Below are 24,000 nucleotides of genomic sequence, written 5' to 3'. Positions count from 1 at the left end.
TTACAAAAAACATAACTAATAGCGGTTTATTACGAGAAAGGGTAAAACTAACTATTGTTTACATTGGAGGCTATTTACAGCTTGATTAACAAGATATAATATCAATACAAATAAAAATAAGGGGAAGGCTTTGTCTTTATCCGCTAGTAGTCAATTAAATAAAAAAGTATTTGTTAGCGCTTCAGCTATTATTATTGCTCTTTTATTATATACCGCCGCATTACCTAAACAGGCACAAAGTTTGTTTAGTATTATACAGTCCAGCATTGTTGATAATGGCAGTTGGTTTTATGTGTTAACCGTTGCATTCATTTTCTTTTTTGTGATCTTTTTAGGGTTCTCTCGTTATGGTGATATTCGCTTAGGACCAGACCATGCCACCCCTGATTACTCTATGTTGACTTGGCTTTCTATGTTATTTGCTGCAGGAATGGGCATTGGCTTGATGTTTTTTGGCGTAGCAGAGCCTCTAATGCACTATTTGTCGCCACCTACAGCTGAAACTGGCTCTGTTGCTGCGGTTCAAGAAGCAATGAAAATGACCTTTTTCCATTGGGGTCTTCATGCTTGGGCAATTTATGCCATTGTTGCCTTAGTACTTGCTTATTTTAGTTATCGACATAACTTACCTTTAACATTACGTTCTGCCTTATATCCACTTATTGGAGATAGAATTTATCAGTGGCCAGGACATTTAGTTGATGTTTTTGCCGTTGTCAGTACTGTTTTTGGTGTTGCTACTTCTTTAGGGCTAGGCGCATCTCAAGTTAATGCTGGTTTTAGTTATTTATTTGGTATTGATGTTTCTACTACCAATCAAATTATTATCATGACAGGTATCATCGGACTTGCCGTTATATCTGTTGCTACTGGCTTAGATAAAGGCATTAAAATACTCTCTGAAACGAATATGGTTTTAGCCGTTATTTTATTAGTATTGATTTTTGTGCTGGGTCCTACGGTATTTTTACTACAAGCTTACTTACAAAATATAGGCGATTATCTCGCTGATATAGTTCATAACACGTTTAACTTATTCGCTTATAAGAAAACCGAATGGATAGGTGGTTGGACAATATTCTACTGGGGTTGGTGGTTGGCTTGGGCACCTTTTGTCGGTTTGTTTATTGCGAGAATATCTCGTGGTCGAACGATTAGAGAGTTTATTGTTGGCGTGATGCTAATTCCCACCGTTTTTACATTATTTTGGATGACTATCTTTGGCAATAGTGCCATTGATTTAGTGCATAACCAAGGCGTTGTTGAACTAGGTGAAATGGTTAGTAAAGACTCTTCAGTGGCGTTATTTGTTTTCTTAGAGAACTTCCCATTATCAACATTACTGTCTTTTTTCAGTGTGTTAATGATCGTAATATTTTTTGTCACCTCATGCGACTCGGGCGCAATGGTTGTAGATATGCTGTGTTCGCATGGCAGTAATAATACACCGTTATGGCAGCGTGTTTATTGGGCCATAGGCATAGGCTTAGTGGCTGCTATTTTACTCCTTGCTGGCGGACTTAATGCATTACAAACCATGACTATTGCAAGTGCATTACCTTTTGCTGTGGTATTACTGCTTGCTATTGTTGGCTTAATTAAAGCGTTGAGGGTTGAGGCTTTTAAGCAAGAAAGCCAACTCATAGCCGCAGTTCCTTATGCCAGTAATACCAGTAATTTAAGTAACGATAGTTGGCAAGCACGGTTAAAAAATATTGTTGATTATCCTAATAAAAGCAATGTGAACAAGTTTATCAGTCAAACGGTTTTACCTGCTTTTGAGTCTGTTGCTGAAGAGTTACAAAAAAATCAGATTAATGTGGTTGTTTCCCAAGAAGATGGACTGAGTTTACTGGTTGATCATGGAGAAGAACAAAAGTTTGTCTATCGTGTGCTTGCGCGTAAGCATTCACAGCCTGACTTTGTTGTTGAAATAGACGAAGATGAAGATGAACAAAGTTACTACCGTGCTGAAGTTCATTTAGGAGAAGGTGGACAAGATTATGACATTATGGGTTGGTCAAAAACGGCAGTGATCAATAATGTTATTGATCAATACCATAAACATTTACACTTTTTACATTTATTGCGTTAACTTTTAGGGGCGTCAGTTTTATTTATACTGCTGGCGCTCATTGCATGCAACTCTAATAGTGGTGCGGCATCTATTTCATCCGCATTCATCATTTCTGATAATCGTTCCATTGAAGACAACAATTGAGATTGCTCCCATTGAGCCAAGCTAGAAAATTTTTCTATAAAATGTTCTTGCAAAGCTTGTGGAGCATTAAGTAATAATGCTTTACCGTCATCAGTTAAATATAAACCTACTTTACGTTTATCTTGTGTGTCACGTACTCTTAAAATAAGCTTTTTGTTTTCTAGCCTATCAAGAATATTAGTGACAGTTGCAGGGCTTAAATTAACATTTTTTGCCACTTGGCTTGAATTTATACCTGAGGCTTTGTCAATTTCTAGCATAATTAATAATTGCGGACTGGTTAAGCCTGATGTTTTATTAAGATGTTTTGAATGTAAATCAATCGCGCGAATCACTTTTCTTAAGGCGATTAATAGTTCCTGGTGTTTTTCCATAACAATAGGCTTATAACAGTGAATTGCGGTAGTTTAATCAAAATTATAAGATGCGACTAGGGTATTTGTGTAATTAAGCAGTATTACTTGGCTACTTACTTTTACAGCATTATTAATTAGATGAATAAAATGGGCTTCTTTTTATCTTCTTTATGACAAGATAAGCCATTAATTAATACAGTTTATCTCACTAAAATCTTTTAACATTTATTGATATGATAAATAAAAGTACAACCGACATATAAAAATAATAACAATCACAAGGTAGACAAATATGAGACTCCCAAAAATAGGGCCCGCATTTTTAGTCACGGCAGCGTTTATTGGTCCAGGTACTATTATTACAGCATCAATGGCAGGTGCAAATTATGGCCTTTCGTTAGTGTGGGCTTTATTATTTGCTATGGTTGCGACCCTCGTTCTACAAGAAATGGCGGCAAGATTAGGTATTGTTAGTCAGCAAGGTTTAGGTGAAAACATTCGACATGCCATTAAACAACCATTGATTAAGGCATTGGTGGTTATGCTAGTCGTTAGTGCGATTGTCGTAGGTAATGGTGCATATCAAAGTGGTAATATCTCAGGTGCAAGTTTAGGTTTGGTTAGTGTGGTTGAGCAACTAGGTTGGCAGGTATCTTACGTTAATTGGTTATTTCCATTATCGATTGGTGTAATTGCCTTTTTGTTATTGATCACGGGTAGCTACAAAGTTATTGAAAGTGCTTTAGTACTTTTGGTGGGCTTGATGAGTGTGGCGTTTATCGTTACGTTCTTCTTAAGTGAACCACAGTGGCTTGAGCTAGGTAAAGGTTTTATTGCCTTTGAATTACCTACAGGCGCAACCCTCACCGTTATTGCACTTATTGGTACTACAGTAGTCCCCTATAATTTATTTTTACATGCTTCCACAGCAAGTAAAAAATGGCATTCAGTAAAAGACATTTCAAAGGCTCGACAAGATTTGTTTGTTTCCATTCCTCTGGGGGCCCTAATCTCAGTAGCTATTTTATCCACCGCTGCTTCTGCGTTTTTTGGTAAACAAATTAATTTGCAAAGCGCCGCAGATATTGCGCCATCTTTACAACCATTGTTTGGTGACGCTGCCAGTATATTTTTAGGCTTTGGACTTTTCGCTGCAGGTATATCATCAGCTATTACAGCGCCTTTAGCTGCGGCTTTTGCATTGAGCGGTATTTTAAATTTAGATAAAAGCTTAAATGGCTTTGGCTTTAGATTAACGTGGATAATTATCTTAATTTTAGGCGTGCTAATCAGTAGTGCTGGCTTTAAACCGGTAACCATCATTTGGTTTGCGCAAATTGCGAATGGCCTGCTTCTACCTTTGATCAGTATATTTTTATTATGGATTGTTAATACTCAAGCGTTAGGGGAATACCGAAATAATCGCTGGCAAAACATTGCAGCTGTTGCTGTTATTTTGGTGACTCTACTTTTGAGCGGACGAAGCTTAATGTCGGCGTTTGGTTTGTTGTAATTCTTAGTTTTTAAGTGATTTCACTTTTGGGTGTAAAGCTAACTAACCCTTTTAAAACTTTACTGTTCAATGAAAAAAGCCAAACATAGTTTGGCTTTTTTAGTTTTATAGATTCGGTGGCAAGTTTTATTGGTTCGTTTTAATCATGCCATTTTAATTAAGCTTTAGATGATTCGCTGTTTTAGGTAGAAACTTATAACTTATTTATCCTGCTACCTATCCAATTTACTTATCAACATCAAAAGCGGACTTTAGGTTGTTAGCGAAAGCGATAAATTTCTCTTTAATGGTCCTTTTAATTTCGACATTTAATGACCCTAAAACGACTTTACCTTCAATGGTAATAATAGGCGCTTGTCTACTTGCCATCGAAGGGGCTTTATTTTCGATGCTACTGATGATGCAATAGCTTTTACAAACCACGTTAACATTCTCTGGTATATAGACTTTGCTACTACCAAGAATACAGTTTAATTTAATCGTGATATGTTGATGCTGAAAAATAGCATCGGTAAAATCGAGAACGGCTTCACCCAAAATGTTATTTACTGTAATAATTTTAGGTACTAACCATTGACCACTTCGTTCGACATTACCTAGCATACTCTTAAGGTGCAGGGTGTCGTCAACATCTCCTGAGGTATAGCTTGGCGTAAATTGATGTTCTTTCTTATTACTGTAGTTAGTATCTGCCTTGAGTGTAAGGTCAGCCACAAGGTCGACTATTTCTTGGTGAGTATTACTGTTCATTGCTTGATCTAATCGACGCTCGAACGCTTCTGCCGAAATAACGCCGTGGCTATAGTTAAATATTAACTGATCTATCGTTTCTTCCCGTACTTGTTCAATTGGTCGATCTTCAAGAATTACTGTCATGGGGTCATTCCCTTGTCTTTGTTGGTATTTGTTAATCGTTTATTAATAGATAGTAGCAAAGAACTGGCCATAAATTAAAGCCATATTAATCAATGGATTATCCTTTTGTTTTTTTCTCTAATAGTTAAAAGCACTAAGGATTAGCATAATATTCACAAAATTGATTAATATTACTACTACAAAACGTAATCAGAAGTCTTAAAATTTTAGTCATTTGATGTTGCTTTAATGTGGTTGTTTTCTATTATTAAAGTGGTAGGTGTGATGAAGCTTTTCACCATGATGGGAGTTTTTCTATGATATAGAGTACGACTAATCACTCTTATACCGAAATTATAATTTTTAAAGGGACTTAAAATGAATCGTAATATTATCTATGCAACGCTTGTTGTATTACTTGCTGCGTGCGGCGGGTCATCAGAAAATTCTGATACTGAAGTCACACAAAAAGATAACACATCAAACAATACTCCAAGGGCATCAATTTCAGTAAAAGCACTTAACGTAGATGCGTGTGGGAATACAAGTATTGCCACTGACGCTGCGCTGATCATTCACAATAATGACTATTCAAATAAAGAGGTCATTTTGGCTGACGCAAACGGTAGCATGAGCTATGAAACAGACAATAATACAGAAACAATTTCTGTATTATTGCGAGGGGTTGATGAAGTGTCAGGTGTCAAGCCTTTCGATATTAGAACCTATATTGACCATCCGATAATTGATCTGGGTACTGTTTACACTAGTTCCGGTGATACCAGCCTTTGTAATTGCTTTCAAAACACTTTATCAGTTAATGTCCCAGATAGACCCGCAGATACTGGTGATGCAGAATTATTCGGTGCGCAACGTCATAGTAATATTTTAAATTATGTTGGGTATTCAGAAATAGAAGGTATTGAACAATGTAGTAAAGTTGGTGAAAAGCCTCCGCTTGTTACAACAATTATAGATTTTATAAATCCGGCAGAGTCATATGCCGCGGTAATAGAAAATATTCAACAAGCTTCTTCAGTTAGTGCAGAGCTTCGGGGCCAACCCGTTAATATTGTTTCGCCTGACTCTTACCGACAAGTATCAGCTTTTATAGATGACAATCATCATTTGATTAGTTTTGCATTTGATGCAAGTTCTAACGTATATAGTTATCCGGTTGAACAAGCTGAATTCTATTCAATAGCAGCGTATAGCTTTGAAGATATTTATGAGATTCCTGACATTGATCGTGCCTATATTTTAAGATACTCAAATATCGCCACTACCAATATAAATCAAACATTTGATTTACCCTTATTGCCAATAAATTATGTTGAATTGCTTGAGGTACTAACCAGTGAAACCGGTAGTTATGCTATTTCTTATGCGGGTGAACTTGATTTTATGAATGTGAGTATTAGTGCTTCTAGCTATATGGGGTCTATTCTTGACTGGTACATTTATGCGCCGACTTCAGGCCAAGTGCCTAACATCGAAAACCTTGATTTAAGTGCTTTTATCTCTGATGTTGACCTTGATGCAAATATAGACACCCTAAGTATTGCTGTTGGTGCTAGAGATTACATAGGGATCAGTGATTATGATGACTTTTTGCGAAGTAAAGTTACCAGAGATGCTGGAGACTTTGCCAATGACAAATGGAGTAAAATGGATTGGGCTAATTTTAGGGTAACTATGAGCGGCGTCGGTATTTCAAGTATGGCTAAGGCCTTGCCAGTCAGATTAGCCAATATCGATAAAAAACGTGAAAATACAAAACACAAACCGACAAAAAATGATGGCACTTCAGAACTAATAAAAAAAGAGTTAGCGTTATTTCATTGATAAGCAATAGTTTATCGTAAGGAATAAACTAAAGTATTGTTTTCTATAAAATGTCGTAAAGTTGTTTAGCAAACATAGCAAAAAGCCGTTAAATCATAAGATTTAACGGCTTTTTAATCGTGCTAGTTAAATGTTAAAAGCCACACTGTTTACCTTGGTTTTTATCTTTCAACCAGGTGTGTAATGGTGCGAAATAATCCAAAATGGCAGTTGCATCCATTTGCTCATTGCCCGTTAGCACTTTATAGGCTTGCTGCCATGGTTGGCTTGAACCCATTTCAAGTACAGTATTTAGAGCGGCACCGGCATCTTTATTGTTATAGATAGAACAACGATGAATAGGGGCGGTATTACCTGATATATCACACAAGGCGCGGTGAAATTCAAACTGCTGTATATGGGCTAAGAAATAACGTGAATAAGGCACGCCACCGGGAACATGATATTTAGCGCCGGGATCAAAGGCATTTGTTTTACGCTCAACTGGTGCTCTAACACCTTGGTATTTTTCACGTAACTCCCACCAAGCAGTATTATAATTTTCAGGAGTAACTTCACCAGAATAAACTTTCCAACGCCACTGATCGACCATTAAACCAAAAGGAATAAAGGCAACTTTATCCAATGCCATTTTCATGAGTAAACCAATATCTTTAGACTCATCTGGAATGGTGTTAATTAAGCCAATTTCTTTTAAGTACTTAGGTGTTACCGAAAGGGCTATAGTGTCACCAATGGCTTCGTGAAAACCGTCGTTAGCACTGTTTTGATAATAAACTGGTTGGTTTTGGTATGCGCGTTGATAAAAGTTATGCCCTAATTCGTGATGTATAACTGAGAAATCTTCACCCGTTTTTTGTATACACATTTTAATGCGAATATCGTCTTTAGCATCTAAATCCCATGCTGATGCATGACAAACAACATCTCTGTCGGCAGGTTTAGTAAATAATGAGCGCTGCCAAAATGTTTCTGGTAAGGCTTCAAAACCAAGCGATGTGAAAAAGCTTTCAGCTCCTTTTACCATTTTAATTTCGTCGTAATTATTTGCGGCGAGTTGTTTGGTAAGATCATAGCCTGGATCGGCATTTTCTGGCGCAACTAAGTCGTAAATATTACCCCATGATTGAGCCCACATATTACCCAGTAAATGCGCAGGAATAGGTTGATCTTGTGGTACTTTATCTTCACCATAAGTTTTGCCTAGCTCTGTGCGCACATAACAATGCAGATCATCATATAAAGGTTTAACTTGTCCCCATAAGCGGTCAAGTTCTGTGGCAAATTCATTTGCTGACATATCGTAATTAGAACGCCACATTGCGCCTAAGTCTTCATAGCCTAAACCTTGTGCACCTTCGTTACCCAATTCTGCTTGTCGAATATAGAGAGGTTTCATGTCAGGACTAATTGTTCGCCAGCCTTGCCACATTTCTAATAACTCATCGTAGTTACGTGACGTTGCCATTGTTGCCGTCATTTGGCCTAAGCTTAACGTTTCACCTGATTCAGCCTTATATTTTCCTTTGCCATACATGCTATTTAGTTCAGCACCAATTTTTGATAATTCTGCTGATTTTTTAGCATCTTGAGGGGCTGGCATCACTAAACTTTGTTTTAATATATTCAGCTTTCGGCGTTGATCTGTATTGACTTCAACAGCATCAAACTTAGCCGCTTGCATGGCAAAACGAACACCAGCTTCAGTCGATTTTTGATCGGCAGCGGCGGCTAGCGCAGAAGTATCTTCAGTAATAAAGTTAGCATTGATCCAAGCGGCACGAGCACCTACGGTATTAAGTTGAATTAATTCCTTCTCAGTCGTGGCCAAAAATTTATCCGCATCTTTCATGGTTAACGTTTTGCTAGGTTGGCTAGTGGCTTTAGTGTCAATTTTTACTACTTTCTCGCCATTACAGGCACTTAAGCTAGTGGCAACTATAATCGCTGCTGTGGTTAATTTAAACGTTGGTTTCATAAGTATCCATTTTATTTTTGTTAGCGCTTATTTCGCGATTTAGTCAACTTAATATAAATTCTTGATTAGTGTAGTTTGAGATGAGTATCTTGGCAACAGAATTGCTCTGTTGGTGCTGTGTATAGGGTAAAATCCTGAAGTTACTAAATTTTAGACAAAAAAAAGCTCAGCGAAAGGGATGCTGAGCCATTATATAAATATACTAGGGAAAGTATGAAATTTGCGTTTCACAAAGCTCTTCATGCAACGCCAAAATATAATAGCTATTTTAGGTGTTTTTAACTGTGTTTTTTGTGTAAAACTTTGTAATCATATAACGGTTAAAGCCTTAGTTATAAGGTAAGTGGAGTGAGATAACTTAATAAAAGCCAACAAAATAATTTAAACGTTATAAGTAAGGATAATATTGTTATCTATTTTCTAGTTTTGAGCGAGTAATAATTTGTAAACTAACTATTGTTAACATAAACATTTAAGGCTTTTCTTGTCTTTTATATTATAAGGTTTTTATTCTGAGTTGCGTTATTTTAAACGCTTGTTTAAACTGCTTGTATTAATTTTTTATTAAACCAGAATTACGGCGCTATTTATTTATGAGTACGAAGAATAAAATACTAGATGCAGCAGAAAGCTTGTTTGCAGATAAAGGTTTTAATGGCACCTCTCTGCGTGAAATCACCAGTCAGGCTGAAGTAAATTTAGCCGCAGTTAATTATCACTTTGGTTCGAAAAAGGAATTAATTAAAGCCGTTATGTCACGGTACATGAACGAGTTATCTCCGCGGTTAGAGCTAGCCTTAACTGAAGTTTGTGAGCAAGAGTCACCAAGTTTAATTGAAGTGTTTTCTGCTTTTATTGATCCATTATTATCATTAAATGATTTTAAAAATAACGGTACAAGTAATTTTCTCCAGTTACTCGGTCGAGGTTATACCGACAGTCAGGGTTTTTTACGCTGGTTTTTAACTACTCAATACCCCGGTGTAATTGATAATTTTGTCATCGCCGTACAAAAAGCCTACCCAGAACTAAGTGCTGAAGAGATGTTTTGGCGATTGCACTTTACTATGGGGACGGTGGTTTTCACTATGTCATCAAGTGATGCGTTAATCGATATTGCGAAAAGTGATTTCGAACGTGAGTTACAAATATCAGATGTGATCAGAAATGTGATCCCTTATGTAGCTGCAGGTGTTGGTGCTCCTATGCCTGAAAAAATTAACGATTAACCACTTTCTTTGAAAACGTAATGTATTTTCACGTTGTGTTGAGCTTGTTGATAGCATATTTTCAAATCACTTAAGGTAGCAAAAAAACTTAGGCTGATAATTGATATATTTAGCCTAGCAACTTTGTTTATTGATGTTATTTAGGTAGAGTAGCAGCATCTTAACTTTTCAAAGTGTTGTTATGGGTCCAGTCATGCTTGATGTGCAAAGCACATCATTGTCTCAAGAAGATAAAGAAATTATTCAACATCCATTAGTGGGTGGTTTAATATTATTTACGCGCAATTATCAATCACCTGAACAAATTGCTGATTTAAACCAACAAATTCGTGTTGCCGCCAAAAAGCCCATGTTAATTGCCGTAGATCACGAAGGTGGTCGAGTACAACGCTTTCGAGATGGCTTTTCGTTGATCCCGGCAATGGGTAAATTGTGGCAAATGTCAGATGCTAATCTTGATTTAGCGAAAGAACTTGCTAAACAAAGTGCGATATTAATGGCATTAGAAGTGCAAGCTGTTGGTATTGATATCAGCTTTGCACCTGTACTGGATATTAATAATATTAGTGACGTTATAGGCGATCGCTCTTTTCATCAACAACCTCAATATGTAACTGAGTTAGCTGAAGCTTTTATTAATGGTTTACATCAAGTGGGTATGAAAGCAACAGGTAAACATTTCCCTGGTCACGGTAGTGTTAAAGCCGATTCACATGTCGATTTACCTATAGATACACGCTCAAAAGCAGAAATATTTCAACAAGACTTAGTGCCTTTTCAGCAACTTATTGCTAAACAAAAAGTTGATGCTCTTATGCCTGCACATGTTATTTTTCCTGACGTTGACAGCCAAGCTGTTGGGTTTTCTCGTTATTGGCTACAAGACATTCTACGAGAAACACTTGGCTTCAATGGTGTGATTTTTAGTGATGATTTATCTATGCAGGGTGCCGCAAGTGCGGGTGGGTATGTTGAACGCGCTGAAGCAGCACAAGATGCTGGTTGCGATATGTTGTTATTGTGTAACAACCGAAACGGTTGTGTTGATGTACTCGATAATGCCAATATTTCAAACTTATCAATCAGTAGTGAACGACTTAAAAAGTTATTGAAAAAAGATAATAACCCTTGGTCTTCATTAAAAAGTAATACTACATGGCAACATGCCAGCCAATATTTGAAAACCTATAAATAACATCGTTTTGCAAATTAATGAATTGGTTTGTTATCAAAAAAACAAGTCAAAACCGTAGATATAAATAATAAATAATAAATAATAAATAATAAAAAATAGAATAAATTTATGAAAGTAACTCGACAATTATTCATTCCATTGGGGCCTATTTTAGCAATATGTTTCTACTTCTTCTTACAAGCCTTAGGCATGGAGAGCAAAGCATCTGTTGCCGCGGCTATTACCCTGTTAACTGTAATTTGGTGGGTTACTGAAGCACTGCCTATACCCGCAACATCATTAGTGCCATTTGCCTTGTTGCCACTTTTTGGCGTTGTTGATCACAAAACGGTCGCATCTGCTTTAGGAAGCCACGTCATATTGTTGCTTATGGGCGCATTTATGCTCTCAAAAGCTATAGAAAAAAGTGGGGCACATGAACGTTTAGCTGTTTACATGGTGAGAATGGTTGGCGTAAATAGTGGCAGGCGCATGGTGCTAGGGTTTATGGTAGCAAGTGCATTTTTAAGTATGTGGATCTCTAACACTGCAACAACCCTCATTATGTTACCCATAGCTTTGGCTATTCTCAAACATATTGACAATAAGAAGCTTAAAGTGGCTTTAATTCTTGGTATTGCATATGCCGCCAATGTTGGTGGTGTTGGTACACCGATTGGTACACCGCCAAATGTTATTTTTATGGGGATTTACGAGGAACAAACAGGCATTGAGTTTGGCTTTTTAGAATGGATGAAAATAGGCGTACCTATTGTCGTTCTAGCGGTGCCCATTATGGCTTTTTGGTTAACTAGAAACGTTAAGCTTGAACAAGAGATACATTTACCAGAATTAGGGGCTTGGCGTGTAGAAGAGTCTCGCACATTATGGGTTTTTGGGCTAACAGCACTTGCATGGATAACCCGTTCAGAACCTTTTGGCGGTTGGAGCGGTATTTTCGGCGTTGAAATAGCTGGCGATAGTACCATCGCATTATTTGCCGTTGTATTGATGTTTATCGTACCGAACGGAAAAGGCTCTCGCTTATTGGATTGGGACAGCGCCAAAACTATTCCTTGGGGGATGCTATTACTATTTGCTGGTGGTATTGCATTAGCTAAAGGTTTTGTAGCATCTGGATTAAGTGACTTATTGGGTCAGTGGCTTGCTACATTTTCCAATTTACCAGCAATCATTATGATTGTGACTATTTGTTTGGTGGTTACTTATTTAACAGAAATAACCAGTAATACCGCAACGGCAACTTTATTGATGCCAATTTTAGCGGCAGCGGCCATTGCTTCAGGCTACGATCCCAAGGTGTTAATGGTACCTGCAGCAATATGTGCGAGTTGTGCTTTTATGTTACCAGTAGCAACGGCTCCAAATGCTATTGCTTATGGAACGGGTGAAATAGAAATTCAACATATGGTGAAAGAAGGGGCTGTACTGAGCTTTATTATTGCCTGTTTAGTGGGAATTACCTGTTATTTATTACTGCTTTAAAAGCAATGAACTAAGCTGAAATATAAGTGTATAGAGTTTTGCTATGTTAGATAGCTTGGATAAGCTCAAGGGTTAACAGTGACCAATAACATAAGTATTGGTCACTGTTGCTTAATTATTAAAGCATTTTTTCTTTTAGTAATCTTGTTAACAAAACGATAGTAAAGGCAGTGCTATAAGCTGCAAATATAACCAGCATAACTTGTGGCATACTAAAACCTAAAAAATCCCACTTAATATCACCACAATCACCACTGGCTTCAAATAAAGCAGGTAACCACTGATGCAAAGGCGCCCATGAAGGAAAGTTTGGTACTATTTCACAGCTAAACAAAAATGACATAGTTGAAGATTGCATATCAACATGCTCTAAAGCAATGATAAAGCCCCAAATAGCCGCTGTAGCCCATAAACCGTAAGCGACAATACGCATCACCAAGTGTTGGCAACCGAATGCGCCAATAACACCAGCTAAGAATATTCCCCATACTGCCGTTCGTTGATAAATACACATAATGCAAGGCTCAAGCCCCATAAAATATTGAAAATATAATGCGATGAGTTCAAAACATAATGCGCTAATGGCGAGCAATTGCCATGCTCTTTGGTTTAAAGATAATTGGCTTATAAAATTCACGAAATGGTACCTACGACTGAGTTGTTGTTAATCCACTTTGGATCATGGGTTTAGGAAGTATTAATGCATGCTATCAATAAACAAAAAACGCCACAAGGGCGCTTTTGTTAGATTTTATATCTACTTATGACTAGGGTAACACTTAGTGTCCACCTGGTGCCTTAGTTACTGCTTTACCATCATGATGTTGTATTAAATCTATCTCATAAAAGTATTCAGTATATTTGCTTAACTGTCCTGTTGAAATAGCCAACAAACCTACAATAGTTAATACTATGGTGTAAGGGAAAGCCATGATAACCATACGACCATAAGACAATCTAATTAACGGTGCTAATGCTGAAGTTAATAAGAACAAGAATGCAGCTTGACCATTTGGTGTTGCCACACTTGGTAAGTTAGTACCTGTGTTAATTGCAACGGCTAATAAGTCAAATTGGTCTCGGGTAATTTGCCCAGCAGATAACGCTTTTGTAATTTCTGTAATATAAACTGTACCAACGAAAACGTTATCACTAACCATAGATAATAAGCCGTTTGCTAGATAGAACATAACAAGCTGCATATTACCTTCAAACGTTAACACCCAAGTAATAACTGGTGTAAATAAGCCTTGGTCTACAATCACAGCAACAACAGCGAAAAATACGGCTAATAGAGCAGTGAAAGGCAACGCTTCTTCAAAGGCATGGCCAATTTGATGCTCTTCAGTTACACCGGTAAAAGCGGTTGCTAGAATAATAACAGATAAACCAATAATACCGACCGGCGCTAAATGCATTGCCAGACCAACAATTAACCAAACGGCAATAGCACCTTGGATAACAAGCTTGGCATTATCAAGTGTATTGCGTTTTTCACTTTCGGCAATATCAAACTCATTAAGTACGTTATAAACATTTTCTGGTAAGGCAACACCGTAACCAAACCATTTTACTTTTTCTAATAAGAAACAAGTAAACAAGCCAGCAAAAAATACCGGGATAGTTACTGGTGACATACGAATAGCAAATTCTAGGAATTCCCAACCAGCTTGTTGACCAATAACTAAGTTTTGAGGTTCACCAACGATAGTACATACACCACCTAACGCCGTACCAACACCTGCATGCATCATTAAATTACGTAAGTAGCCACGAAATTGCTCTAAGTCATCACGTGAATATTCAGCTAATTCGTTGTCACTAGTGTGATCATGTTCAATCAGTACATCTTTACCTGAAGCAACTTTGTGATATACAGAGTAAAAGCCAATAGCAACACTGATGATTACAGCAATTACTGTTAAGGCATCAAGGAAGGCTGATAAAAAAGCGCCTGAGAAACAAAAGAGTAATGAAACCATTACTTTGGATCGGACTTTAGTGACTATTTTAGTAAACAAAAACAGTAATAAACTCTTCATAAAGTAAATGCCGGCAACCATGAAGATTAATAATAATATTACTTCAAAGTTTAAAATCATCTCATGCATTACTTGCCCAGGGCTGGTCATTCCGATAGCAACTGCTTCAATGGCCAACAAACCACCTGGCTGTAATGGGTAACACTTCAGTGCCATGGCTAAAGTAAAAATAAATTCAACCACTAAAGCCCAACCGGCAATATAAGGGTCTACAAAGAAAAACAATACGGGGTTAATGACTAAAAATGTAATTATTGCGAGTTTGTACCATTCTGGCGAATTGCCAAGAAAGTTTTTGTAAAACGCATTCATGAATGATTGCTGCATAATGAACCTTTTGAAAAATTAAGAGCTTGGGTTAGTGCGACTGTGCTTTTTATAATTATTTTATATAAATTTAATGCTCTCATGAGTTTAAGCGTAAAATTAACTATTGTAAATATGTGTGATTAACCAGTTTTATTTTGTAATAGCTTAGAGAGGGGCGTTTTAACTGAGGAATATATAATAATGCTATTAAACCCGTCAAAAAAGTCCAAATAATAGTGATTATACCGACATTGTATCGTTAAATATCTTGATGAAAATTTGTATTATTATAATTAAAACGCTTAATTTAAGCCTTGAAAATTGACAAATGTTGTATTCAAAATAGCTGAAAGGGTAAATGTTTCATAATTAATGAGATCGTTAATTAATTTGGCTAACTTAATATGGTGTCAAAAAAGGCAAATGTTCTGTTTAATATTAGTAGTATAACGGCATTGATAAATAGAACTCAGTAATTCTGACTCTTAAAATAGAGACAGTACTGAGCAATATTTCAGTACTAAGTACTGTCGATGTAATCGCGAAATTAGTTTCTTCGACTAGATTTAGTTTATTTATCTTCGAATACAACCTGGAAAGCTACATAACATTTCAAAGATTAAGTTAGCTGCTAATAAAGACGTATTGCCGGTTGTATCATAAGGTGGAGAAACTTCTACTAAATCAGCACCAACCAAGTTAGTACCATAAACACCACGAATAATTTCTAATCCTTGTGATGATGTTAATCCTGCAGGCTCTGGTGTACCAGTTCCTGGCGCAAAAGCTGGGTCTAATCCGTCAATATCAAAGGTGAGGTAAGTCGGCGTTTCTTCGCCAATTAACGCTCGAACTTCAGCCATTAAAGGTGTTAATGATTTAAACCAACATTCTTCGGCTTGAACGACACGAACGCCACGATCAACTGCCCATTGAAAATCTTGTGAACTATAGCCAGTTGCTCGTTGGCCGATTTGCACCATTTTTTTCGGGTCAACTAAACCTTCTTCAATAGCGCGTCTAAAAATTGTGCCATGACACTCTTTTTCTCCAAACATACTGTCATTAATGTCGGCATGAGCATCAATATGCACTAGTGCCATGGTGCCATGCTTTTTATACAAAGCACGTAGAATAGGTAAGCTAATGGTGTGATCGCCACCAACAGTAACAGGCTTAATATCTTTGGCCATAATATCGTCGTAGTGCGCTTCAATAATTTTAATCGAATCAGCTAAGTTAAAAGTATTAATTGCGGTATCGCCAATATCGGCCACTTGAAAGCTGTCAAATGGCGCTGCTTTGGTATACATGCCATAAGGTCGCACTAATACTGACTCATTACGCACTGAACGAGGACCGTAACGTGTACCACTGCGGTTACTTGCACCAATATCTAATGGTACGCCAACAATGCCGATATCAAGTTCGGCGGCATCATTGCTGTTTAAGTCACATGCAGGTAAACGAAACATAGTACCTGGTCCGCCAAAACGTGGCATTTCATTGCCACCCATAGGTTGGTTAAACCTAGGCTGGTTAATTTGGGGCTTATTCGCGTTACTCATTTTATTCACCTTCTTCACAAGTATTAGTGGTATATATTATGGCTTTTGTTTCAAGAAATTCTTCAACACCCATTGCTGTGAATTCTCTGCCATTACCTGATTGTTTGTAGCCGCCAAAGGGGGCTGAATAATTAAATTCACCACCATTTATCATGCATTGTCCGGCGCGAATTTTTGTGGCAATTTTAATTGCAGCTTTATCATCTTTGGCAAATACCGCAGAAGACAAACCAAAAGGTGTATCATTAGCAATTTCAATAGCTTCATCCATTGTTTTGTAAGGGATGATACACAAAACAGGACCAAATATTTCTTCTTGAGCTATGCGCATTTTATTATGCACGTTAGCAAAAATTGTTGGTTTAATATAAAAACCTTTATCTAAACCTTCAGGACGTTCAAGGCCACCGCAGACTAATTTTGCGCCTTCATCAATACCCAATTGAATATAGCTTAGTACGCGGTCTTGATGTGATTTTGAACTTACTGGACCTAAAAAAGCATCTTTTGTCATACCAATTTTTAATGACTGAGCTATGGTTTGAGCTAATGAAACAGCTTCATCATAAAGCGCTTGTGGTACTAGCATTCTGGCCAGTGTATTGCAGCTTTGGCCACTGTTGAGCATTACATCTTCAACGCCATACTTTACCGCATCAGCTAAGTTTGCATCTGGTGTAATAATAAAAGGTGACTTGCCACCAAGTTCTTGCATTACCCGCTTTACTGTCGGTGCAGCGGCTTGCGCTACTTTAATACCTGCTCCAGTAGAGCCAGTAAACGAAATCATATCAATATCTGCATGACGACTTAAGGCATCACCAACAACAGGTCCTGTGCCTGGCACCAAATTAAATACGCCTGCGGGTGCGTTAAACTCTGCTAATACCGAGGCAATAATTTCGGCCATGATAAAATCTTGTATAGGCGTTTGTTCAGAGGGTTTAACCACCATAGTACAACCTGCAGCAAGCGCAGCGCCAACTTTACCGACAAACTGATGCAAGGGGAAATTCCAAGGGTTTATAAAACCACAAACACCAATTGCCTCTTTAACAATAATGCACTTATCGCCTTGCTCTTGAGTTTCGGTTATCGCAGTGTGATCAGCAAATAATGCCATGGCGTAAATAGCGCCTTCAATTTGCAACCAGCTAGCAATGTGCTCAGGGCAACCCATAGTTTGTGAAACAGCCGTTACTAATTCATCTTGACGGCGCTCCATTTCACTGGCTATTTTTTTAATAATATCACTGCGTGTTTTTGAAGATGTATTTAACCAAACGGGAAAGGCTTTTTTAGCTGAACTTACCGCTGCATTAACGTGCTCAATATCACCACAAGCCACTTGAGTTATAGCGATTTCAGTGGCTGGGTTTATAACATCGAGGACATTACCATTGGTGTTATTAAGCCATTGACCATCAATATAGTATTTATTTAAATTAAGCATTTAGCTTGAGTCCTTATCTACGTGATTGCACCATAAGCCACCCACAGCATCTAGATATTTATTACCATCGGTATCTTCAATATGTATGCCTGATGCTTTTTCGATAGGCAAAGCCCCTTCGGTTTTATAAACATCAAAAAAAGTCCAAGGATGCATAAAATGTGCTTTGTCTTTTTGCACAATATCTTGCGTATAATTTTTACTTGGCATATTTACTTTATCCTCTTGAAGGTTTGGCATTACAGTATAAATATTATAGGAGCAGAGCGAGGGGAGATAAATCCCCTATATAGGGGATTCATTCAGGTGAGTTTAGGTATTATTTTTTAGTAATAGTCATACTTGAATGTAACACCCAATGTTGCAGGTTTTTGACGATATACTGTGCGTCCTGCGAAACCAGTAAATGAATAGGTTTCAGCGTCGTTATCTAGTATGTTTCTTGCCCATAGCGATACTGACCAACCTTCATCATCTGACGTTAATGAAACTAAACCATTTAAAGTACTGATTGAACCATACTTAGCATTGCTATCTGCAAGCTGTGCGTATTGCGAACCAGAGTAGCTATAGCTTGTTTGGAATTTTAAAAACAAGTCATTCTCTAGTGGCATATCATAAGCAACTAAGGCGTTATAACTCCACTCTGGTGCTTGAGATAATGCTGTGTTTTTATTTAATTCGTCGGCAAGTGCATCGACAAAACCAAAGCCATCTTCACTAGCTTGATCATTCACAGAAGGGTCGGTGTTAATGCCGCGCAAATCATCAGTATTTGGCGCTTTAGTTACTTTCGAGTCTAAATAAGCAACCCCTGCTTGAATGGTTAGCTCGTCAGTCGGTAACCAACGTAAGTCAAGTTCAAAACCTGAAGTTTGAGATTCAGGAATATTGGCTAGTGTGGTATCAGCAACAGCGAAGCCACTAAAATCACTAAATTCATCAGCGACATAGGTTAATAGTGATTGACGGTTTTCATACTCTAACGCAAAGAGTGCGCCGTTAAGTTGCATACTGCCGTCTAGTAAAGTCCACTTAAAGCCTAGTTCAGAAGAGAGTACATCTTCTGGTTTTACATAACTCCATGCATCAGAGTCTAGTATTGCTCCGCCATAATAAACGCCACTTTTGTAACTTGTTGATACATTACCAAAGACCAATAAATCATCATTTACTTTCCAATCAAGACCGATTTTACCTGTTACAGCACTCTCATCATTTGTTTCATTTAATGATGTTACAGGGAAAGTATCACCAAAACTTTCATTGGTTGCAGTACCATTAAAGCTTCTTTCATCATACGAGTAACGTATACCTGCAATGAATTTCCAACTGTCGTTAAGCTGAGTTTCAGTGTGCAAATATAAACCATAAGAATCTGTTTCTTGTACATAATCGGCAATAAATCTGTCTAAACCAAAAGCATTAATATCTTCTGGGTATAAAGTGCCGTCAAATGCTGAGTCGGTAACAAAGAAAGAGTCATCAAAGAAGTCATAAGCTTCGACATTTTCATTGGAAATATTAGCACCCGCTACCCAAGTGAAATCGTCATTATCTGTGCTAATAAAACGTATTTCTTGTGACCATTGCTCTAATTTATCATCTTGCACTAGCGTCATAGTTGAAACAGCACTTCCATCATAATTATCAACAACGGCACGGTCATATTGATCCCATGAGCTAATTGAAATCACGTCAAACTTGTCAAAACTATAATCTAAGGTTAATGCAACGCCAGATCCTGATTCATCACGACTAACGTCAAGTGCGCCAACACTAACATCGTCAGCAGCGGCAGGAGAATTTAATGCAGAAAACGAGTCATCACCAAAACTATCTTCAATGCCTTCACTGTCAGGAGTCAAAGGCTTTGATTTATCTTGATTGGCATAAACACGGAATAAGCCAGTGCCACTACTGCCCAATTCAAAGCCAAGTTGACCTCTAACCGCAAACGTATCGATTAAACCAAATTCTTCACCGGTACTGTTATCTGTTTGCCAACCCTCATTAGATTTAGCGTAGTTAAGAGAAAAGCGACCATTAACTGTATCAGTTAACGCACCACCTACAGCGGTTGTAATTTCAAGTGTTTGATAACTACTGTAATCAGCTTCGATAAAAGCTTCAAAATCTTCAGTAGGTTTACGGGTAATAAAGTTAATGGCACCACCTGTTGTATTTTTTCCGTATAAAGTTCCTTGCGGGCCTTTTAATACTTCAACGCGTTCAATATCAAATAGTTGACCGCCTAAATATGCAGGGCTACTAGCAAAAACTTCATCAGTATATACACCAACACCACTTGTGTTGTTTGGGCTGAAATCGTCAAGGCCAATACCACGAATGGCAAAGATAGGTGTACTGCCTGACGTTGAGTTAACGGCGACTAAGCCTGGAGTGTGATCACCTAAATCAACAGCACTTTCAATGCCTAACTCTTCAAGCATTTCACCATTAAAAGCGGTGGTTGTAACACCCACTTCATTGATGCTTTGTGTACGTTTTTGCGCTGTTATTTGAATTTTTTCAATTTCAGCACTATTTGCGGCAGGTGCTAATGTGGTAATAATTGCCAGTGCGATGACTGACTTAGAAAAAATATGATGTGTTTTCATCGTCTCACTCCAAGGTATAGTATTTTATGAAAATTCAGTCGTTCATCATTATTAGTAGCAACTAGGTGATTTTGCTGAATATGTTTTTATATGTTTTTTATGTTCTTCTTAGACTATTACAGGTTAAGCTATGTTTGTTTATCCCCTAAAAAGGGGAGCACATGCATTGTGCAAACTACGTTATGTTTTTGATTTTAAAATTAGGATAAAAAAGGCTTATATGAATAGTTCGAGTAAGTTAATTAACTGGCATGAGTCATTAGCAATGGTGATAGCTAAAGATTTTAGCTCAGAGGCTATTGCAGAACTGTTAAAAGGTATTGAAAATTTAGTCAATGGTAGCAGTGGCTTAGTGACTATTTTTGAGCATTCACAACCCCCACAAACTTCTCACCATCGTTTACTCGCCAATGAAGACCCGCAATACCAAATTGATACTTATGACGCTGGTGCGTATTTGTTAGATCCATTTTACCGTAAAGCCTTAGATGAAAGAGTTGAAGGACCTTTTACCGTAAATTGTGTTGGCCCTGAAGGTTTTGAAGACTCAGAGTATTACGATTTATTTTACAAAAAATTAGGTTTTATTGACGAAATGTGTCTTTTGTTTCAGTTTGAAGATAAAGCTATTGTTAGTGTTTCAATGGTTAAGCATGCAGGCGAAAGCCCTTTTTCTAAAGCTGATTTGAAACAAGTTGCTATCATATTTCCTTTGATCAAAAGCATATTGATCCGGTGGCGAAAAAATATTACAAAAACTAAAGCACCCAACTTAGAGTGGCAACTGGATAACGCTTTAGTCAACTTTGGTAATTCAATTTTAACGCCAAGAGAAAGTAAAATACTTCATCTTGTTTTGCATGGTTATTCTATTAAACACATAGCTGAAAAGTTAACTAATAGTGTTGAAACAATAAAGCACCATCGTAAAAAAATATATAATAAACTTGATGTTAGCTCACAATCTGAGTTGTTTTATTTATTTATAGCGTCATTGAAAGCCATGCCTGAAGGCGCGATAGTTGACCCCTTAACTTTTTTGAAATAATCGTTTTACCAGTAAGCTTCACCTTATGAGGGGATATTTTAATTTCTCATTTTTTGAAATAGTTGTTTCATACTTAATGTAATCCATTTGAACGAGTAACGACCATGACGACTAATTTGCATGCTAAACAGGCACTATTAAAAACAAAGTTTTTTCCTTATTGGTTAGATAATGAAGCGGCACCTGAGCCAGAGCCTGTGTTAGAGGCGAATATAAAGTGTGACTTACTTATTGTTGGTGCTGGTTTTACAGGATTATGGGCTGCCATTCACGCCAAAGAAGCAAACCCAGAACGTGATGTTGTTATTATTGAAGCCCAATCTATTGCTATTGGCGCGTCAGGTCGCCCTGCAGCGATACTTTCTACCTCAGTAATGCATGGCTTAGCAAATGCTGACCGCTTATTCCCTGAAGATATGGATGAGCTTGAGCGCCTAGGTAAAGAGAACATGGATGGCTTTAAAGCGACCATTGAACGTTACAATATTGATTGTGATATTGAGTGGGGCGGTGAATTAACGGTCGCAATAGGTGATGATGGTTTACCCGATATTGTGAGTGAGCATAAGCTGTATACAAAATATGGCCATGACGCGCATTTATTGGATAAAGAGGCTACTCAAAAAGAGATCAACTCACCTTTATTTCATGGTGGTTTATGGTCAAAAAAACGTAGCGGAACAGTACACCCAGCCAAGCTTGCATGGGGATTGAAGAAAGCAGCAATGAAGTTAGGGGTTAGAGTATTTGAAAACTCACCCCTAGAGTCGTCAACCCACCTCAAACCAGGTGTGCTAGTGGTTACTCCACAAGGCAGTATTAAAGCTAATAAAGTATTACTTGCTACAAATGCTTTCGCCGCGGGTAGTAAAAAAATTACCCGAAGAGTGTCAGCAATTCGTGATCGTATTGTGGTTAGTGAGCCGTTAACCGCTGCTCAAATGAAAGAAATTGGCTGGCAGAATCGTCAAGGTGTATACGATACACGAACGCAATTAAACTATATGCGTTTAACGGCTGATAATAGAATATTATTTGGTGGACGTTTAGGTTATTTCTTTAACAATAATACCGATCCAAAAGCAGATAAAACTGCCGATAATTTCTACCCATTGGTTGAAAACTTTTATAAGACTTTTCCGTATCTAAAAGGCATTAAATTTTCTCATGCTTGGAGTGGTCCTATCGCTTTAACTACCCGAATGGCAGTGCATTACCAGCATTATTATCAAGGTGATATGATTTATGCCGGTGGTTATTCTGGCTTTGGTGTTACCGCTACGCGCTTTGGTGCGCGAGTAGGATTAGGGGTTTTAGATCAAAGCGGTATACCTGAAGTTAAACTTAAGTTTGCTACTACATTACCTGGGTATATTCCACCAGAGCCATTTCGCTGGATTGGTGCAAAAATAACGATGTATGCCTTAGATACGCTTGACGAAAAAGGTGGCTGGCGTAAACCATGGATAAGCCTAGTTGAAAAAATGGGCTTTCCAGTCACGCAGAATGAACAATAAACATGTACCTAGCTAGTCTAAATCATTTAAAGGAAGCTGTTCTTATCATACTCTGCTAGACACAGATTGAGTTACAGGGTAGGTTCAGTAGGTGGTTGTTTTTAAGTTTTTTTTACAAAAAATAAGTTGGTTTTGCTAAGTAATCAAAAAATGGTGTTCTATACAAGTCACTCAAAAGGGTAAATAACAGTTAGTTGTTTACTCCTTCGTTACTTATTTTAACCAACGATTATTAACCTTTTAATATGACGTTAGATATCAAATCAATCACTGGAGGATTTATGACAAAATTGGAATTTGCGGACAAATTGGAAACATACTATAAAAGCAAACGATGAATAAGTGGTTATTTTTTATTTTGGGAGTAGTTTTTATTACTTTTGTTTTTATGCCTAGCATTATATTGTCTATTGATGAAAACATGTTTGGATTCACTTCAACAACTCTAGCTATTTTCGGTGGGCTTCTCTTAGGTAAAGCGTGGGATATTAAAAGGGGTACAGAAGAACACGAACTTTTAGTTAATGCATTAGACTTACTTTCTGATAATAAAGATACTTAAATCAGGTTTTCAAGTCGGACTTCTAACAGTTTGCTCGGTTCCACTTCGTTGCAAATTATAGCAAGCTATTAATCGTCGCTTAAAACGGCGTTATGTTTTTGTAGAAGCTTGTAGTTCCAAAATCTGTACTTTTATTTTTCAGCTTCAGCAGTGATCATTGCTTAAGATTTTATATCACCTTTACGCTGGGCATACATAGCTTC

18 protein-coding genes are annotated in these 24,000 nt (G+C 37.5%); 9 read left to right on the top strand and 9 right to left on the bottom strand.

Annotation, left to right across the window (positions count from 1 at the left end; all coding sequences use genetic code 11):
- The first annotated feature begins 130 nt into the window (after positions 1-130).
- On the top strand, positions 131-2,095 hold the full coding sequence (locus tag H4J50_RS11310; protein WP_108456644.1) for a BCCT family transporter: 1,965 nt from the start codon (positions 131-133) through the stop codon (positions 2,093-2,095).
- Here H4J50_RS11310 and H4J50_RS11305 read toward each other — a convergent pair.
- Entirely contained in the window at positions 2,092-2,595 is a 504-nt protein-coding gene (locus tag H4J50_RS11305; RefSeq protein ID WP_108456638.1) for a MarR family winged helix-turn-helix transcriptional regulator, read from the bottom strand. The genes H4J50_RS11310 and H4J50_RS11305 overlap by 4 nt on opposite strands.
- A gap of 274 nt (positions 2,596-2,869) precedes the next feature.
- On the opposite strand from H4J50_RS11305, the gene H4J50_RS11300 reads away from it, so the two are divergent.
- Complete coding sequence (locus tag H4J50_RS11300) at positions 2,870-4,090, top strand: Nramp family divalent metal transporter (RefSeq protein WP_182256475.1); 1,221 nt, start codon at positions 2,870-2,872, stop codon at positions 4,088-4,090.
- A gap of 225 nt (positions 4,091-4,315) precedes the next feature.
- Here the strand turns inward: H4J50_RS11300 and H4J50_RS11295 are convergent, their stop codons facing one another.
- Positions 4,316-4,966: a LiaF domain-containing protein gene (locus tag H4J50_RS11295; RefSeq protein ID WP_182256473.1), complete on the bottom strand. Its 651-nt coding sequence runs from the start codon at positions 4,964-4,966 to the stop codon at positions 4,316-4,318.
- A 357-nt stretch (positions 4,967-5,323) separates the two neighbouring features.
- On the opposite strand from H4J50_RS11295, the gene H4J50_RS11290 reads away from it, so the two are divergent.
- Positions 5,324-6,790, top strand: coding sequence for a hypothetical protein (locus H4J50_RS11290; RefSeq protein ID WP_182256471.1), 1,467 nt, complete (start codon positions 5,324-5,326; stop codon positions 6,788-6,790).
- Between the two features lie 133 nt (positions 6,791-6,923).
- Here the strand turns inward: H4J50_RS11290 and H4J50_RS11285 are convergent, their stop codons facing one another.
- The gene (locus H4J50_RS11285) at positions 6,924-8,768 is read right to left on the bottom strand and encodes a M2 family metallopeptidase (protein ID WP_182256469.1); all 1,845 of its coding nucleotides are present in this window, start codon (positions 8,766-8,768) and stop codon (positions 6,924-6,926) included.
- Positions 8,769-9,361: 593 nt separating this feature from the next.
- Between H4J50_RS11285 and H4J50_RS11280 the strand changes: the two genes are divergently transcribed.
- The 3 genes from H4J50_RS11280 (at position 9,362) to H4J50_RS11270 (ending at position 12,677) form a co-directional block, all read left to right on the top strand.
- Positions 9,362-9,997, top strand: a complete 636-nt coding sequence (locus tag H4J50_RS11280; RefSeq protein ID WP_182256467.1) for a TetR/AcrR family transcriptional regulator — start codon at positions 9,362-9,364, stop codon at positions 9,995-9,997.
- Positions 9,998-10,178: 181 nt separating this feature from the next.
- Positions 10,179-11,192 (top strand): beta-N-acetylhexosaminidase, encoded by a 1,014-nt coding sequence (nagZ, locus tag H4J50_RS11275; RefSeq protein ID WP_182256465.1) that lies wholly within the window; start codon positions 10,179-10,181, stop codon positions 11,190-11,192.
- Between the two features lie 108 nt (positions 11,193-11,300).
- Positions 11,301-12,677: a DASS family sodium-coupled anion symporter gene (locus tag H4J50_RS11270; protein ID WP_182256463.1), complete on the top strand. Its 1,377-nt coding sequence runs from the start codon at positions 11,301-11,303 to the stop codon at positions 12,675-12,677.
- 118 nt (positions 12,678-12,795) lie between these two features.
- Here the strand turns inward: H4J50_RS11270 and dsbB are convergent, their stop codons facing one another.
- The 6 genes from dsbB to H4J50_RS11240 all read right to left on the bottom strand — a co-directional run bounded on the left by dsbB (position 12,796) and on the right by H4J50_RS11240 (position 20,670).
- The gene (gene dsbB / locus H4J50_RS11265) at positions 12,796-13,314 is read right to left on the bottom strand and encodes a disulfide bond formation protein DsbB (protein ID WP_182256461.1); all 519 of its coding nucleotides are present in this window, start codon (positions 13,312-13,314) and stop codon (positions 12,796-12,798) included.
- A gap of 142 nt (positions 13,315-13,456) precedes the next feature.
- Positions 13,457-15,046 (bottom strand): sodium/proton antiporter NhaB, encoded by a 1,590-nt coding sequence (gene nhaB, locus H4J50_RS11260; RefSeq protein WP_182256459.1) that lies wholly within the window; start codon positions 15,044-15,046, stop codon positions 13,457-13,459.
- A 557-nt stretch (positions 15,047-15,603) separates the two neighbouring features.
- The gene (gene speB / locus H4J50_RS11255; protein WP_182256457.1) at positions 15,604-16,596 is read right to left on the bottom strand and encodes an agmatinase; all 993 of its coding nucleotides are present in this window, start codon (positions 16,594-16,596) and stop codon (positions 15,604-15,606) included.
- A 1-nt stretch (position 16,597) separates the two neighbouring features.
- Positions 16,598-18,049 carry an aldehyde dehydrogenase family protein gene (locus H4J50_RS11250; protein WP_182256455.1) on the bottom strand — a complete coding sequence of 484 codons (1,452 nt, stop codon included), beginning with the start codon at positions 18,047-18,049 and terminating at the stop codon, positions 16,598-16,600.
- On the bottom strand, positions 18,050-18,259 hold the full coding sequence (locus H4J50_RS11245; RefSeq protein WP_182256454.1) for a hypothetical protein: 210 nt from the start codon (positions 18,257-18,259) through the stop codon (positions 18,050-18,052). It abuts the gene before it with no gap.
- Between the two features lie 116 nt (positions 18,260-18,375).
- On the bottom strand, positions 18,376-20,670 hold the full coding sequence (locus tag H4J50_RS11240; protein WP_182256452.1) for a TonB-dependent receptor: 2,295 nt from the start codon (positions 20,668-20,670) through the stop codon (positions 18,376-18,378).
- Between the two features lie 220 nt (positions 20,671-20,890).
- Here H4J50_RS11240 and H4J50_RS11235 point away from each other — a divergent pair, with 220 nt between their 5' ends.
- From H4J50_RS11235 to H4J50_RS11225, 3 genes are all read left to right on the top strand, one after another.
- A complete protein-coding gene (locus tag H4J50_RS11235; protein WP_182256450.1) occupies positions 20,891-21,718 on the top strand; it encodes a response regulator transcription factor in 828 nt (275 codons plus the stop codon).
- A 104-nt stretch (positions 21,719-21,822) separates the two neighbouring features.
- Positions 21,823-23,235: an FAD-binding oxidoreductase gene (locus H4J50_RS11230; protein WP_182256448.1), complete on the top strand. Its 1,413-nt coding sequence runs from the start codon at positions 21,823-21,825 to the stop codon at positions 23,233-23,235.
- A 334-nt stretch (positions 23,236-23,569) separates the two neighbouring features.
- The gene (locus H4J50_RS11225; RefSeq protein WP_108456623.1) at positions 23,570-23,797 is read left to right on the top strand and encodes a hypothetical protein; all 228 of its coding nucleotides are present in this window, start codon (positions 23,570-23,572) and stop codon (positions 23,795-23,797) included.
- Positions 23,798-24,000 lie beyond the last annotated feature (203 nt).

It is taken from the genome of Colwellia sp. 6M3 (assembly GCF_014077595.1).
In the GTDB taxonomy this organism is placed as follows: domain Bacteria; phylum Pseudomonadota; class Gammaproteobacteria; order Enterobacterales; family Alteromonadaceae; genus Cognaticolwellia.
The sequence above is the reverse complement of the archived record's forward strand: the minus strand, read 5'-3'. Positions and strand labels throughout refer to the sequence as shown.

Coding starts and splice junctions, on each gene's coding strand:
- H4J50_RS11280 (WP_182256467.1), top strand. CDS start 9,362: ATGAGTACGAAGAATAAAATACTAGATGCAGCAGAAAGCTTGTTTGCA.
- H4J50_RS11235 (WP_182256450.1), top strand. CDS start 20,891: ATGAATAGTTCGAGTAAGTTAATTAACTGGCATGAGTCATTAGCAATG.
- nagZ (WP_182256465.1), top strand. CDS start 10,179: ATGGGTCCAGTCATGCTTGATGTGCAAAGCACATCATTGTCTCAAGAA.
- H4J50_RS11295 (WP_182256473.1), bottom strand. CDS start 4,966: ATGACAGTAATTCTTGAAGATCGACCAATTGAACAAGTACGGGAAGAA.
- H4J50_RS11270 (WP_182256463.1), top strand. CDS start 11,301: ATGAAAGTAACTCGACAATTATTCATTCCATTGGGGCCTATTTTAGCA.
- H4J50_RS11240 (WP_182256452.1), bottom strand. CDS start 20,670: ATGAAAACACATCATATTTTTTCTAAGTCAGTCATCGCACTGGCAATT.
- H4J50_RS11300 (WP_182256475.1), top strand. CDS start 2,870: ATGAGACTCCCAAAAATAGGGCCCGCATTTTTAGTCACGGCAGCGTTT.
- H4J50_RS11245 (WP_182256454.1), bottom strand. CDS start 18,259: ATGCCAAGTAAAAATTATACGCAAGATATTGTGCAAAAAGACAAAGCA.
- nhaB (WP_182256459.1), bottom strand. CDS start 15,046: ATGCAGCAATCATTCATGAATGCGTTTTACAAAAACTTTCTTGGCAAT.
- H4J50_RS11225 (WP_108456623.1), top strand. CDS start 23,570: ATGAATAAGTGGTTATTTTTTATTTTGGGAGTAGTTTTTATTACTTTT.
- H4J50_RS11230 (WP_182256448.1), top strand. CDS start 21,823: ATGACGACTAATTTGCATGCTAAACAGGCACTATTAAAAACAAAGTTT.
- speB (WP_182256457.1), bottom strand. CDS start 16,596: ATGAGTAACGCGAATAAGCCCCAAATTAACCAGCCTAGGTTTAACCAA.
- H4J50_RS11305 (WP_108456638.1), bottom strand. CDS start 2,595: ATGGAAAAACACCAGGAACTATTAATCGCCTTAAGAAAAGTGATTCGC.
- H4J50_RS11250 (WP_182256455.1), bottom strand. CDS start 18,049: ATGCTTAATTTAAATAAATACTATATTGATGGTCAATGGCTTAATAAC.
- H4J50_RS11285 (WP_182256469.1), bottom strand. CDS start 8,768: ATGAAACCAACGTTTAAATTAACCACAGCAGCGATTATAGTTGCCACT.
- H4J50_RS11290 (WP_182256471.1), top strand. CDS start 5,324: ATGAATCGTAATATTATCTATGCAACGCTTGTTGTATTACTTGCTGCG.